The following is a 13721-nucleotide window of genomic DNA, read 5'->3' on the forward strand; positions in this document are numbered from 1 at the left end:
ATCGAGCCACGCGCATCCGCAAATAGCACTGCATCACACTCGGCGGTATCAATTATCTATAGGTGGGGGAGTGCGGGGGACCTTTGCTCTGCTTGCCCAACAGGTGGTAGTGACTCCGCATTGTCGACGCTGTGCAATCAGCTTTCAGTAGTGCGGTTGTTGAGACGTCGAATGGTGTCTGCGGCTGTACTGCCGAGGCCAGGGTGGTCACGGTAGAGGGCGAGCAGTTGGGGGGAGGAATGATCTCCCACGCGAGCGAGTAGGCGCAGCACGGTGGCGGTGCGGTCGTCGGGCTGGGGGTGCGGGAAAAGCGAGGTGAGGTGCTCCGGGGCGCTCAGGCCATGGTGCAGAACGGTGCGAATTTGTCCTGGGAAGGAATCGACGATGAGGCCGAGCGCGCTGGTACGGATGTCTTGGGCGAACATGGCAACAGACTGGAACTGCTGGATCGGGTCAACGGCGGCGTCCAGGAGAGAAGTCGTGAGCTGCTCCCACAGAGGCATGCAGCGGGAATATCGGTCATCTGAGGTGAGGTTCGGGCGGTGAAGCCAGAACAAGATCTGTCCGTAGCAGCGCCATGCTTCTGCGTCGGCGCCTTCGTGGCTGCCCAGCATCGGGGGAGGGATCTCCAAGTGTGAGGCGCAGCCTTCGATGCCGAGCAAGTGGCAACTGATCGCATTCTGGCGGAATGGATCGGACACGTTTATATGTGACGCCCAGTAGCGGAAAGCTGGCAGTGCGGCCGGGTCCCTCGCACGTATTAACTCCTTGAGGACAACGTCTGTGAACAGGCTGGCGTCCCCTTCCCGCACTGCGAGGACAAGCAGCGCGCGGCGTGCGGTCGCCTCAAGAGCATCGACGGCCTCGATAAACGGTGCAGAGATCACTTCCTCGAACTGACACTCCACGATTCTTTGAGCACGGGCATGGGCGTCGGGCTGATGAGGCCTGGCGAGGATAGAAGAGATCTCCGCGGTGATGTCGTCAACTGCGTAGGGCGAACTGAGCTGCCCGTAGACGTGTAAGGCGTCGACAAGCATCGTGGAAACCCACACACTCTCCGTGTCCACGTCGTTCAGCAGCTCGATCACTCGGGTCTCGGTGACCTCGTCCACGGTGGTGCGGATGGAGGTGAGCAGGTCGAGGCCCGCGAAGCGCAGGTGGCTGGCCTCGGTGGCCCACGCGTGGCCGAACAGCGCCGGCGCCAAGGCAGCTACTTCACTGTCGTCCGTCCAGCGCAGCAGGAGGCACAGCAGCATGGCCAGCCCGATGTCGTCAGCCTCCAGCGAAGCGGCCCATCTCTGGAGATCGGCTGCTCCTGCCGGCTGATGCTGGTGGTGCCCTCGCCTCGGCCACGCCAGCCGGAGCGCATGCGTAATCACCGCTGCAGGCAGCCGTGTGCCGCCCTTGGACGTGGTGGGCCCGTTCAAAGCCTGAGCAATCAGCCCAGCTACGCGAGAGTGTGTTGGGCTCCATCCCGTACCGCGCCGGAAGGCCTGGTCAGTCTCGCGCATGAGCCTGGCCAGCGGCCCCAACAGCCGTCCGTCGCGAGCGGTGGTGCCGAGAGCCGTGAACATCGCCTGCTCGTACTTGCTCCAGCAGCGGCTCGGCTCAATGGCGTATCTGAAGTCGGAAGTGCATTCGACCCTGCTGGCGGCCATGGCCTCGACCGCCTCTTCCAAGCAGCGCTGGGCCTCTGCCAACGCGACGCTGTCAGCCACCGGTCCCAATCGCCCGCAGAGCGCTTCGATGAGCACCTCTGTGTCGGACAGTCCCTGCAGCAGGCTGCGTACTTCCCACGGGTCGCTGAGCAGCGCAACGGCCCAGACTGCCAGCTCACGGCGATGCGGTCGCCGCAGCTCACCGGCCAGCTCCATAGCGCTCTCACGGGACCACATCAGGGCTTCTGCAGCGAGCAGTTGTTGGTACCACTCATGCCGGAATTCGACCCGCCGATGGCGAACCTGCACCGCAGACGATCTCAATGCTTCGTCCACCACGCCCACCGCGCCACCGAGCGCAACCAGTAACTGGGCAGCGCTGCGCTGAGCTTCCGCCAGCGGCAACCATCCCGCCAGCCGCTCGTCCATCAGCATCGCCCAGCGGTGCAGCACCTGCCGTAGAGCCGTCGGCTGCGACGCTCGCTGCAACTGTTCACCCAGGTAGGCGTCCAAGAGTGCAGCGCGTCCCGCGCCTGTCGGCAGACGCCGTGTCAGCTGCGCTGCCATCGACAGCTCGAAGGCGGTTCCGAACGCTTTGCACTCTTCCTCGACGACCTCTTCCTGTTGAGGACCTACCCCGTAGCACCGCAAAAGCGCCGCGCGCTGCTGTGCGGTTGGATTGACCGTCCTCAGCTGTGCACAGCCGATCACTGCGGGCACGTTGACGAACTCGTGGCTGGTGGACACCAAGGTGGCCTCGGCGCGGCGACACCACGAACTGAGCTGCAGCATCAGCCGATCCTGGAGTCGGCTGGGACATTCGTTGATCGCATCCACAAGCAAGACGACCGGAAGCCCCTTCACCCGAGCGGCCTGCACCAGGCAGTCCGCGGATTGCGAGGTGAACGGGGCCACGCTCTCGTCGAGGCTGTCCTCTACCCGTCCTTCGTATACGCCCGCTCGGAGCAGGATGGGCAGCCAGCCGACCTGCACCAACCTCAGGGCGGCGTGAGTCAGGGTATGGCTCTTTCCCGTTCCCGAGCTGCCGACAACCTGGACGTGACGCCCGGGCCGCAGCCAGGCTGCCAACTCCGTTGACAGCACACCTTCTGCCCCGTCTTGCTCTTCCAGAGTCAGCCCAACCTGGCCATGTAACCCCTCGCTCAGGTACGAACCGAGGTGGGCTAGGTAGTCCTCCAGCTCCTTCCCCTTGCACGCGTCACTGATGTCGGCCTGTATCTCCCGGTCGAGCATGGGACGGCAGAACACTCGCACCGTGTCCTCACCGAAAAACCGTCGTACCAAGTCCGGCAACACAAACAGCATGTCGGACAACTGCTGTCGGCCCCACAGATCAACAACCAGATCCTGGTGCTGTTCGCGTAGCCGAGTCAGCTCCAGGTCGACCTTTGTGTCACGGACATCCGCCGTGGTGACGATCACCAAACGGTGAGCGTCGAAGGGTCGGCTTCCATCGGCATATACAGCCACTGCCTTGCGGAGATCGGCAGCGGTGAACTTCTCGTACCTCTTGGCTTGATACACCGTAGGTGGCTGTGAGGTGAAGAAGGCGACCACGTCGACCCCGTCCTGGGCCTGGCCGCCACGCCCGAAAGGTCGAGACTCCAGAGCATGGTCGGCTTGGACCGCCAACGCCACCACGAGATGCTCCAGCGCCTCCCAAGACAGCTCATGCGTACGAAGCAGTAAAGGCGCCGTGACCGTCAAGGGCGGCTGCTCCGGCAGTTCCCCGCCGCTCTGGCCTGTGCTGCTCATGCGTCGTTTTGGCTGTCGTCGTGCTCATCGGCGTCATGGTCGGCGAGGGCGGCCATTGCTTCCCACATGGCTTCGTCGTCGTAGTCCGGCATCACCAGGTCAGGTGTCAGGTCGTTGCTGTCAGGATCCAGGTCCTCGGACTGGGCCAGCACCTCGAGCAGGAACCGCCGCGCGGCCTTCAGGAGGCCGGGATCATCCAGCCACAGGCCGAACTCTAGGCTGCGGCGAGAGCTCCCCGTGCCGTTGGCGCTGCCCAGCCACAGCCGGTGCGGCGTGAAGCCGGTGACATCTGCCATGCCCCCCAGCGCGTCCTCGTCGTGCCACCACAGCTCACCCAGCAGGAGCATCTTGGTGTGCAGAATCGGGACGAGATGGTTCCCGGCCTTGCGGTAGCCCAGGGTGCGCATGGCCGGGAGACGGATGCGTTCCTGCGGAGAGCTGGGACCCAGCACGGGTGTCTTGCCGTCTTGGTGGAAGCGCAGCTCTTCCAGCTCGTGGAAAGCCCAGGCTGGGAGGCCAGCCGCATCCTTCACAGCCTCTGCAACTTTCCGCAACCGCTCTGTGTGGTATTTGCCCCGCGGCTGCTTGCTCACCACTACGCACGTGGAGGGGAACTCGGCGATGCGCTGGAGCAGCTCGGCATCGTCCACCCACAAGAAGGCCCCGAGCATCGCAGGCCCCAGACTTCTCGACCGTCGTTGCTGTTCAAGATCACGCCGGAACTCGTCAATCCCGTCGATGAGACCAGCCAACACGTTCGTCCCGAACTGGGCGGGATGGGCCCCGCCCTCCAGGACTTCCTGTACGTCGAACTGCTTGGAAAACGACAGATCCATATGCCCCCCTGTGCCGCCAGCATTATGACGCGACACCACACTGCCGGGCGCTGAGCAGCAGCGAGGAGCGCGGGCGCCTTGCCCCCTGGCGCAAGGCCGAGATAACTGCCCGCGCCGACGCGTATCTGACCGGCGCAAAGAAGGCGGCTGCAGGGTCCTATCGAAAGTACGTTGCGCAAGGCTGTGTTTCGGCAGGTCAGGGGCTGTGATCGCGGCTTTCTGGTCATGATGCGAGGGCGAGGTTGTGCATCTGGGCGACGGCCTGGACCGCGTGGTGGAGGCCGTCGCCCCGCTGCCGGCAGTCGCGGAGGATCTTGTAGTTCTTCATCCGGCAGATCACATGCTCCACCCGGGCACGTACCTTGCGGTGGGCGGCGTTGTCGTCTTCCTCACTTCGCCGCCATGCTCGATGCCCAAGACGCCGCACCGCTGCCGGACTGGCTGGAGAGGCTCACCACGTCGCAACTCGCTTGTGTGTTCCCATCCCTGCCGTCAATCAGAGCTCCTCCGGGAGCGACACAACCGCGGCCGGGTGCAATTTATGTAGTGGTGATTTCGCGTCAGGAGCGCGCCACGGCCTGCCCGCTCGTGCTAACCGATCGGCCAGTGCCCGATCCCGTGGACCAGGGCGTGCAGGGCCGTTCTTGAGAAGAGCAGCGGCTGGCGTTGGGTGTCCTTGGAGTCGCGTATCGCGATGCGTCCCGGCAGTTCCGCGATCTCGATGCAGTCGTTCGCGCCTCCGCTGTAGGAGCTCTTGCGCCACCGCGCGTGTGAGAGTTCGGTGTCGTGGGATGGTGCGGTGTTGCGGGGCGTGCTCACGCTTCGAGCTCCTTGCTGATCTGTGCGATGCGGGTGCGGGTTTCCGTGGGACCGAGGGCGCAGGCTCTCAACTGGTCGAAGATGTCTGTGTAGTTGTCGACGTCCTCGGGGGACTCGAGATACACGGAGTTCTTGGGGTTCTCCAGCCACACCAGGTTCGGTGTGGGGTGGGGGAAGGTCAGGATGACGAACGGGCCGTACAGCCCTGGGTGCGCGCCGAGTGCGAAGGGCAGCAGTTGCACGGTGATGTTCGGCTGCTCGCTGATCTCCACCAGCTTGCGCAGCTGCTCGCGCATCACCTCGGCCGAGCCAATGGTCCTGCGCAGCGCGGCTTCGTCGAGAATCGCCCAGAACTTCGCGGGCTGTTCGCCGCCCAAGCGGCTGTTCTGACGTTCCATGCGGACCTTGACCAGGGACTCGACCTGCGGCGGGGGCAGTTCCATCCGCATCTGGGAGATCACGGCGCGCGCGTAGTCCTCTGTCTGCAGCAGGCCCGGTACCAGCATGGGCTGGTAGTTGGCGAGGTGGGTCGCGCCGGCTTCCAGGGCGAGGTATCCGTCGTAGCGGGTGGCGGTCAGCACGGTCGAGTACTTCCGCCACCAGGGCTTTTGTTGTTCCTTGTCGGCCCGTACGAGGTCGAGGACGTCGGCCCGCAGGGTCTCGTCTGTGACGCCGTACAGATCCAGGAGTGCCCGCACGAGGATCGGCGTCGTGCCACGCTCGCCGTTCTCGATGCGGCTCAGTGACCCTTGGTTGATCTCGAGCCGCTCGGTGACCTCGGTGAGGGTGAGGCCGGTCCCGTCACGCAACTCCTTCAGGCGGGCTGCGAGTTGTCGGCGGTACACGGACTGCGGTACCAGACTCCTCTTCAAGGCCATGCCGGAAGTCTCTCCGCAATGACACCATCCCTACAACCCGTTCGAGTCAACTTCACCAGACATATTGCCTAGTTAGTGGTTGCGTCGGCATGCTGACATGACGGCGTACACCGCACGGTGTGGCCGCAGCCGACCAAAGGGCATCACGCCCTCTCCGTTCTTCGGCGTCCCCCTGCACGTCGGCCCCGATCGCCGCACCAGGAGGGTGTGCCATGCCACGGACGACGTTGTTCCGCCGGTTGCTCCAGCAGCGGCATCTGACGACGTACGCAGCCTTCTCGGCGAGGTTCGAGCGGACCGCTGCCCGGCTGGCTGACCTAGATGGCGATCCCCGCTTGGCGTCCGTCCAGGTCTCTGCGCGCCAGTTCGACCGCTGGTACGGCGGAGAGTTGCAGACCCTGCCGCGCCCGGACGCCTGCCGGGTGCTTGAGCACATGCTGGGCAGGCCCGTGTCTGAGCTGTTCTCCGCGGTCGACGACCATGACCAGCAGCACGACCGCGACAGCCAGATTCCCGGCCGGAGCCCACGCGTACCAGGCTTGCACCCCACGCAGCCGGGATGGGTGCTCAAGCGCGCAGCCGACGACGAGAACCCCCTGGACATCGTCGCCCGCACCCAGCACCTGACCACCGGCAACGCCGACGAGACGACACTGGCCTTCCTCCACTCGTCCCTGGAAGGCATCACGGCCCGCTACGAGGTCGACGGACCCCATGTCCTGCGCCCCCAGACCCGTCACCTGCGCCAGCTTGCCCACACCCTTCTCGACGGCCGCCAGCCACCGGGCCCGCGCCGGGAGTTGTTCCGGCTTGCTGCCCGGGCCTCCGGTCTGCTCGGCTACATGGCGGTCAACACCGGTGACTTCGCTCTTGCCGAGGCGTACTGCACGGAGGCGCGTGAACTCAGCCACGCAATCGGTGATCTGGACACCGAGCTGTGGGCGGACGGCACGCTGTCCTTCGGTCTGTACTACGCGGGGTGCTACGCCGATGCCGACGCCTGCGCCGCCGCAGCTGTGGAGCGGGCACCGCGCAGCGCCCAGACCATCCGGCTCCTGGCCAACGGTCGTGCCCGGGCCCTGGCGAAGCTGAGCCGAGGGCAGGCGGCGGCTCGGGCCATCGGAGAGGCGTTGGAGCTGTCGGACCTGCATGACGTGCCGGCCGGCGTCACCTCCTGCATCTCCTTCGAGCCGTACGGGCAAGCCAGGACCCTGGCCAACGCTGTTACCGCCCACGTCTCCCTCGGCCATGCCAATCGGGTGCTGAGCGACGCCCGGCAGATCGACGACCTCGTCGAGCACTCCGACTCGGCGTGGAGCCGTTCGCTGGTACGGCTCGACGTGTCCACGGCCCTGTTGCAGCAGCCGTCACCCGATCTCGAGCATGCAATGACCCTGGGCAGACAGGCGCTCGCGTTGTGCGGTGACGCACCCATTAGGTCAGTGTGGCAGCGTGCGCGGGACCTGTACGAGCAGGCTATGCCATGGCAGGAGCAGCCGAGCGTAGGGGAGTATGGCGAGGAGTTCCGTGCCTGGAACTCCCAGCCAGCAGCCCTGGCCATGTCTCATACCAGGGCCATGTGATGCCGAAGGAGCGCGCCGCGTGCCCCTGCTCAGCGCCGATCCCGCCGCGTTTCCCACCGACCCTCCGGCGGATCCGGACGACCTCAGGTGCATCACGGGGCACGACTGGGCCGCCTTCAGCGTCCTGCGGGAGATGACCGATCACTGGTCGAGGCCGGGATGGCCAGACGGTGCCAGGGCGTACTACTGGATGCTGACGTTCTCCGACATGCCGGCGCTCACCGACCTCGCCGTGCGCTGCCAGGAGGCGCTGGCACCGCTCGGGCTTGATCCGGTCCCCGCCGACGGCGGTCTGCACATCACGCTCGCCCGCGCCGCAGGCCGCGACGCCGTCACCCGCGACCGGCTGGGCGCGCTCACCCGCACCGCGGCTCGGCTTGTGCCACAGGCCGTGACCGCCTTTACGCTGCAGGCGGCGCCGCTGGCCGGCTCCCGTGGCGCGGTTCGCTTCTCGGTCGGCCCGTGGACGCCGCTGGTACGGCTGAACACCGCGCTGGCGGAGGCCGGACGGACCGAGGGGCTCCCGCCGTCGAAGCCGACGGCCCACTTCCGGCCCCACCTCAGCATCGCCTACAACGACCGGCGCCGTGACGCTCGCCCCGTGGTGAACGCCGTTGCCGCTCTGCGCGAGCTTGCCGCCGTCGCCGTCGAAGTCACCGACGTCCAGCTCGTAGAGCTGCGCCGCGACGGGTGCACGTACCGGTGGGACGTCCTGGAGAGCCTTCCGCTCACCGCGCCGGTTCGCGTCGGGCAGGTGCGGCAGTAGCCGTGTCCGTCAGGCCGATCTCGGCCACCACGGCCTTGCCCTCCGCGGTGGGCCACACCAGCCATCTGTCGGCGAGAGCGGCAACGAGTTGGAGGCCTCGACCATCCTCCGGGAGGTCGAGCACCGAACTGCCCCCGCCGTTCGCGCACATGCTGGGCCGGACGGCGCCCACGTCCTTGTCGCCGTCGTGGACCCACAGCAGCGCGGTGTCCTCGTAGACGTCCATGGCCAGGCCGGTCGGCCCGCTCCTGGTATGCCGTAGCGCGTTGGTGACCAGCTCGACGGCGACAACCGCCGAGTCGTCGACACGCGGCCGGACGGCGCGACCGCCGAGGGCGTCACGTACCTGCTCGCGGACGAGCACGAGCGGTTCCTCGACGCCACGCAGATCCACCCAGCGGTGATGCACGCGTTCGTCGGCGAAGTGGTGGGCTGTGACCTGGCCCGTGTGTGAGCGGAACACCCTGTGCCTCATTCCCGGTAGCTGCTGACGTGCCTCACCAGCGTCGACAGACAACACAGGCATCGGCACGCCAGGGCAGACGCCGCTTCCTCGCCGTCTGCCGACCGCACAGCGGCGGAGAAACGGCGGACGGACGGCGTATCGCCGCCTCGCTCACCCGGCGATCGTCGTCATGGGCCGCTTCCGCCATCCCCTCTCACCCATGCCCGGCGAAAGCGGCCCCCCGTGCCGGCTCAGGGCTGCCTGCTCCCTCGGCCGGCACGGGGCAACCGCCCCGACTCGCGCACCGGAGGTCGCCCGTGCTCAGCAACCCCCCGCTCCCGGGGAGCGAATCCTGCCCCGAGCTGATGCTCTTCGACCTGGACGGCGTCTTGATGGATTCCCTGCCGGCGATGCGGGCAGCCTGGGAGGCCGTGACGGCCGAGCTGGGGGTTCCGGTCCCCTTCGCGGCTTACGCCCAGCACCTGGGCAGGCCGTTCGGTGACATCCTGGCGCTGTTTGACCTGGGCAAGGGCGAGGAGGGCGGCGCGGGGTTCGCCGAGGCGTACGAGAGCGCGGCTGTCCGCTTCGCGCACCTCGCACGGCCGTTTCCCGGAGTCGAACAGGCCCTGCAGGACATCGTCGCCGCAGATTGCCGGCTCGGGGTCGTGACATCCAAGTCCGCCGCCCGCGCACAGCCGATGCTGGCCGTCCTCGGCGCTCCGTTCGCCGTCCTGCGCACCCCGGACCAGGGCCGCGGCAAGCCGTCCCCCGACACGCTGCTGCTGGCACTGGTGGAGGCCGCGACCGACCCTGCGGACGCCCTCTATGTCGGCGACATGCCCGTCGATCAGGAGGCAGCGCAGCGAGCCGGACTGCGCTACGCCCACGCGGCCTGGGGATACGGGGCACCCACCAAGCCGCTGCCGCTCATCCTCCAAGAGCCCTCCCAGCTCGTCGACTTGGCCCGCGGACTGCCTTCGAGGGGGACGGCATGACCACGACGGAGGCCCTGCACCGCGAGGTCGACGCAGTGATGGCCGCGCTGGAGGACGCCTACGCAGACGCGGCACTCACCCCGGGCGGGGTGGGCTGGCTGCGGGTCCACTACGTTCCCGTCCGCCGCCTGGTCGCACGCCTGGCCAGGCGCCTGCTGGCAATGCACGATCCCACGGCTCCGTGCGGCGGGCCACAGCCCTTGGGCGTGGCCCACGACAGCGCGGCGATCGGCTACGTCTCGTACGACGTGACAGACGCCGGCGTCGCGTACGTACTGGGACTGGGGGACGAGGATCCACCGAACGGGCCTGACAGCACCCGGCCCCAGGATGCACGGCTGCCTTCCGGCATGCGGAGCACACCGGTGTGCGCCCTGTCGTGGTCGTCCCGTCATGCCGCGACCCTGCTGCCGGTGCTCGCCGAACTGGCCGACCGAGGAATCGCCACCACCGTCGTGGACGCGTCCACCGACCCGGCACAGCGGTTTCCCGAACCCCATACACCACAGATCACCGTCGTACCAATTCCCGACACGCTCTTCGCGCACCACGGAGGACCGCCGCTCAAGCCACCGAGCGTGCACCCGAAGGGACCGACCGCGACCGTCGGCCGGCATGAGGTTTCGCTCGGCCGCCTCGCTCACCTCGTCTCGCAGGTTCTCGTGCACAGCACGGATTGCACCCAGCCCTCCTGGTCGTCAGTGCTCATGGCCGAGCGCTGGCTCCACGCCGCCCTCGCCACCCTCCGCCCCGACGTGCTGCTGTGCAGCAACGACACCAGCCCCCTCGGAGTCCTGGCCGTCGCCGCCGCAGAACGCGCCGGCGCGAGCACCGTCTACGTCCAGCACGGAGCCTGGACCGACGGACAGGTCGGCTGGCGGGCACAGCACTGCCGCCACGTAGCCGTGATGGGCTCGCGTGACGTCCTCACCGCACACGCCTGGACCCGGCGCACCGACGCCCGCACCCACATCGTCGGCCAGCCCCGCTTCGACTCACTCGCAGACATCGACCGCGCTGGGCAACGCGCCTACCTCATCGAGCTGTTGACGAAGCAGACGGGCCTCGAACCCGCGCGGATCGCGGTCTGGGCTTGCCAACCCTTCAGCGAGCTGCGGCTCATCGACCAGTTCGACGCGATCGCGGAGGGCCTGCGGAACACGTCCCGCCGCTGGGGCCTGGTGCTGGCTCCGCACCCCGCACAGGGCCCCTCCGCCCTGACCGCGCTCCTCGACTCGGCCCAGGACATCGCCGTGGCCGTGGCCGCGCCGGAGGTGGGCGCCCACGGCTGCCTGGCCGGAGCGGACGCCCTGCTCAGCGCATCGTCCACCTGCGGCATCGAGGCATTGCTCCTCGACGTACCCGTGCTGGAACTGGCCCTGCCGGCAACCCGCACGCTCCAACTCGCCGACCACGGCGCGGCCCAGAGATGCCAGTCCGACGCCGAGATCACCGTGGCCCTCGCGCGCATCGACCGGACCTCGGACACCGTCCGAGTGCCCGCGGCTGCCAAGCACTCCATCTGCCGATGGGACGGCCGCAGCGCCGTAGCCGTCGCCGACATCGTCGTCAACGCCATGGCCGAGCACAGCACCCTGTGACCCGGCCACCCCACGAAACGGATCACCGATGACCATCTCGCTCGAGGGCGACAGCGCCGCCCTGCTCTTCGCAGAAGCCGTACGCGCAACCGCCGACCACGGACGACCCGTCAGCCCGCGCGGCATGCCGACACGAGAACTCCACGGCGCACACCTGGTGTTGACCAAACCCCGCGCCCGCCTCCTCCACCTGCCGCCTGCCCGGATCCTCAACCCTGCCTTCGCCGCCGCCGAGACGGTCTGGCACCTGCTCGGCTCGGACGCCCCCTGGATCTTCGACTACAACAACCGACTGCGCCGGTACGCCGACAACGGCCTCCTGCGCGGCGCGTACGGCCCCCGGATGCGCCGCTGGGGCGGCCACATCGACCAGCTCGCCGAGGCCATCAGAACCCTTCGCGAGGACCCCGACTCACGACGTGCGGTGATCCAGCTCTACGACCCGGCCCAGGATGCGGCCGGCCACCGCGACGTGCCCTGCACCCTCGGCTTCCGCTTCCAACTGCGCCAGGGACAGCTGCACATGGCGACCACGATGCGCAGCCAGGACGCGCGGACCGGCTTGCCCTACGACCTGTTCTTCGCGACCGTGCTCCACGAGCTGATGGCAGGCTGGGTGCACGCCGACCTCGGGACCTACCACCACCACGTCGACTCCCTGCACCTGTACGAGGACGACATGTCCGCCGCCGGCACCCTGCCCCACACCGAATCCGGTCGGCCGGTCGAGGAGATGCCCGAACTCGCCACGCCCTGGGAGGACTTTGACGAGCTGCTCGGCAGGGTCCGGCGGGACGGAGAGGTGCCGTCACATCCCGGATGGAGCCAGTTGGGGGCGGCCATGCGCAGCTACCGGCTATGGAAGAGCGGCGAGTTGGAGCAGGCGGAGGCGATGGCCGCACAGATGGCCGCCCCGCTCGGCACCGCACTGGTCGATTGGTACGCCCACTTGCGGGCCCGCAGGGCATCGCGCGCCGCGACCGCTGGAGGCGCCCGATGAAGGCGGTGCTGGGCCTGTGCTCGTACACCCACGACTCCGCGGCCGCGCTGCTCCTCGACGGCCGTCTCGTCGGGTTCGTCGAGGAGGAACGGCTCGGCCAGGACAAGCACACCAAGGCGTATCCGGAACTCGCCGTCACCTGGCTGCTGAAGGAGGCGGGCCTCCGGCCGCAAGACATCGACGCGGTCGGCTACAACTTCTCCGCCGCGCACTACCTGCACGCCGTGCCGCGCGCTGCGAAGCTGCTGCTCTCCGCCGAGACGCGCAGCCGGGCGGTACCAAGAGGGCTGGGGTTCACGACGGTCGCGGGCCGGACGCTGGCGCGCCGGCACACGCTGGCCGGGAAGTTCCCGAACGCCCAAGTCCGCTCGTCCCTCCACCACACGACCCACCAGACCTACGCCTTCGCCGCCTCCGGATTCCAAGAGGCAGCGGTCCTGGTGGTGGACAGCCTCGGAGAGACCCAGACCACGACGATCGCCCACGGCAGGCAACCAAGCCCCGGGCGTCCCCAGCTGCGTACCTTTCACGCGATCGACGACCCGGCGTCGCTTGGCTATGTGTACGGCGCGGTCACCATGCACCTTGGCTGGCGGCGCGGCGATGAAGAGGGAACCGTGATGGCGCTGGCCGCGCTCGGCGATCCAGCCCGCTTCCGCCCGCTGTTCGAACACGCAGTGCGGACGACCCGCACCGGTTTCGTGGTCGCGCCCGACCTCTTCCCACCAAGGACACTGCGGCGCGGCGCGGCACGCGTCACGGCGGGGTTCATCGCGGCGACCTGTCCGCCCCGCCGCCCGGACGAGCCTGTCGAGCAGATCCACCGGGATCTCGCAGCCGCGTTGCAGGAGCGCACCGAGGCAGTGCTCTGCCACCTCGCCCGCATGGCACGGCAAGGCACCGGCGCATCACGGCTGTGCCTGGGCGGCGGTGTGGCGGCCAACTGCGTCGGCGTGGGCCGGATCGTCGAGGAGGGCATTTTCGACGAGGTCTTCGTCCCGCCCGCACCGGGCGACTCCGGCACGGCGATCGGCGCTGCCGCCGCCGTCCACCTGACCACGGCGCCCCAACCGCTGACAGGCTTCGCGGGCGCCTGCTACCTCGGCCCGTCCTGGGCATCGCCGATCACTGACTGGGATCGCTGGCCAGGGCTGCGGACACAACGCCTCACCTCGGATCACGCCCGTGTGGAATTCCTCGCCAACCAGCTGGCGCAAGGCCGGATCGTCGGCCTCTTCCAGGGCCGGGTGGAGGCCGGCCCGCGCGCGCTGGGCAACCGATCCATCCTGGCGTCTCCGCTCAGCACCGCAATCGCGGACCGCCTGAACGCCACGGTGAAGTTCCGCGAGCCGTTCCGTCCC

Annotated in this window: 10 protein-coding genes and 2 pseudogenes; 6 read left to right on the forward strand and 6 right to left on the reverse strand. The window is 68.0% G+C overall.

Going from position 1 to position 13721, the window contains the following annotated elements; all coding sequences use genetic code 11:
* Positions 1-137 precede the first annotated feature (137 nt).
* The 5 genes and pseudogenes from IQ210_RS41790 to IQ210_RS41810 all read right to left on the reverse strand — a co-directional run bounded on the left by IQ210_RS41790 (position 138) and on the right by IQ210_RS41810 (position 5970).
* The gene (locus IQ210_RS41790; RefSeq protein WP_194084480.1) at positions 138-3437 is read right to left on the reverse strand and encodes an ATP-binding protein; all 3300 of its coding nucleotides are present in this window, start codon (positions 3435-3437) and stop codon (positions 138-140) included.
* Positions 3434-4273, reverse strand: a complete 840-nt coding sequence (locus IQ210_RS41795) for a hypothetical protein (protein ID WP_194084481.1) — start codon at positions 4271-4273, stop codon at positions 3434-3436. The genes IQ210_RS41790 and IQ210_RS41795 overlap by 4 nt, the downstream gene beginning before the upstream one ends.
* A 223-nt stretch (positions 4274-4496) precedes the next feature.
* Positions 4497-4643 (reverse strand): annotated as a pseudogene (locus tag IQ210_RS41800) (IS5/IS1182 family transposase); the annotation flags it as partial.
* Between the two features lie 221 nt (positions 4644-4864).
* Complete coding sequence (locus tag IQ210_RS41805; RefSeq protein WP_194084482.1) at positions 4865-5092, reverse strand: DUF397 domain-containing protein; 228 nt, start codon at positions 5090-5092, stop codon at positions 4865-4867.
* Positions 5089-5970 (reverse strand): helix-turn-helix domain-containing protein, encoded by an 882-nt coding sequence (locus IQ210_RS41810; protein ID WP_194084483.1) that lies wholly within the window; start codon positions 5968-5970, stop codon positions 5089-5091. Before IQ210_RS41810 ends, IQ210_RS41805 begins: the two co-directional genes overlap by 4 nt.
* Positions 5971-6182: 212 nt before the next feature.
* On the opposite strand from IQ210_RS41810, the gene IQ210_RS41815 reads away from it, so the two are divergent.
* Together IQ210_RS41815 and IQ210_RS41820 are read left to right on the forward strand one after the other, a co-directional pair.
* Positions 6183-7553 carry a hypothetical protein gene (locus tag IQ210_RS41815; RefSeq protein WP_194084484.1) on the forward strand — a complete coding sequence of 457 codons (1371 nt, stop codon included), beginning with the start codon at positions 6183-6185 and terminating at the stop codon, positions 7551-7553.
* Between the two features lie 19 nt (positions 7554-7572).
* Entirely contained in the window at positions 7573-8319 is a 747-nt protein-coding gene (locus tag IQ210_RS41820) for a 2'-5' RNA ligase family protein (RefSeq protein ID WP_322658095.1), read from the forward strand.
* Here IQ210_RS41820 and IQ210_RS41825 read toward each other — a convergent pair.
* Positions 8282-8782 carry an ATP-binding protein gene (locus IQ210_RS41825; protein WP_194084486.1) on the reverse strand — a complete coding sequence of 167 codons (501 nt, stop codon included), beginning with the start codon at positions 8780-8782 and terminating at the stop codon, positions 8282-8284. The two genes, IQ210_RS41820 and IQ210_RS41825, sit on opposite strands and share 38 nt — an antisense overlap.
* A 299-nt stretch (positions 8783-9081) precedes the next feature.
* Here IQ210_RS41825 and IQ210_RS41830 point away from each other — a divergent pair, with 299 nt between their 5' ends.
* From IQ210_RS41830 to IQ210_RS41845, 4 genes and pseudogenes are all read left to right on the forward strand, one after another.
* The gene (locus IQ210_RS41830; RefSeq protein ID WP_194084487.1) at positions 9082-9759 is read left to right on the forward strand and encodes an HAD family hydrolase; all 678 of its coding nucleotides are present in this window, start codon (positions 9082-9084) and stop codon (positions 9757-9759) included.
* Positions 9756-11360 (forward strand): glycosyltransferase family protein, encoded by a 1605-nt coding sequence (locus IQ210_RS41835; RefSeq protein ID WP_194084488.1) that lies wholly within the window; start codon positions 9756-9758, stop codon positions 11358-11360. The genes IQ210_RS41830 and IQ210_RS41835 overlap by 4 nt, the downstream gene beginning before the upstream one ends.
* Before the next feature lie 28 nt (positions 11361-11388).
* A complete protein-coding gene (locus IQ210_RS41840; protein WP_194084489.1) occupies positions 11389-12360 on the forward strand; it encodes a thymidylate synthase in 972 nt (323 codons plus the stop codon).
* A pseudogene (locus tag IQ210_RS41845) lies at positions 12357-13679 on the forward strand (carbamoyltransferase N-terminal domain-containing protein); the annotation flags it as partial. The gene IQ210_RS41840 and the pseudogene IQ210_RS41845, both read left to right, overlap by 4 nt.
* Positions 13680-13721: the final 42 nt, after the last annotated feature.

Origin of the sequence: Streptomyces justiciae (assembly GCF_015163075.1) — a bacterium.
GTDB lineage: Bacteria > Actinomycetota > Actinomycetes > Streptomycetales > Streptomycetaceae > Streptomyces > Streptomyces justiciae.

What these genes read in the sequence shown, in the direction of transcription:
- IQ210_RS41790 (WP_194084480.1), bottom strand. Translation starts at nt 3,437, where the DNA reads ATGAGCAGCACAGGCCAGAGCGGCGGGGAACTGCCGGAGCAGCCGCCC.
- IQ210_RS41795 (WP_194084481.1), bottom strand. Translation starts at nt 4,273, where the DNA reads ATGGATCTGTCGTTTTCCAAGCAGTTCGACGTACAGGAAGTCCTGGAG.
- IQ210_RS41810 (WP_194084483.1), bottom strand. Translation starts at nt 5,970, where the DNA reads ATGGCCTTGAAGAGGAGTCTGGTACCGCAGTCCGTGTACCGCCGACAA.
- IQ210_RS41815 (WP_194084484.1), top strand. Translation starts at nt 6,183, where the DNA reads ATGCCACGGACGACGTTGTTCCGCCGGTTGCTCCAGCAGCGGCATCTG.
- IQ210_RS41835 (WP_194084488.1), top strand. Translation starts at nt 9,756, where the DNA reads ATGACCACGACGGAGGCCCTGCACCGCGAGGTCGACGCAGTGATGGCC.
- IQ210_RS41840 (WP_194084489.1), top strand. Translation starts at nt 11,389, where the DNA reads ATGACCATCTCGCTCGAGGGCGACAGCGCCGCCCTGCTCTTCGCAGAA.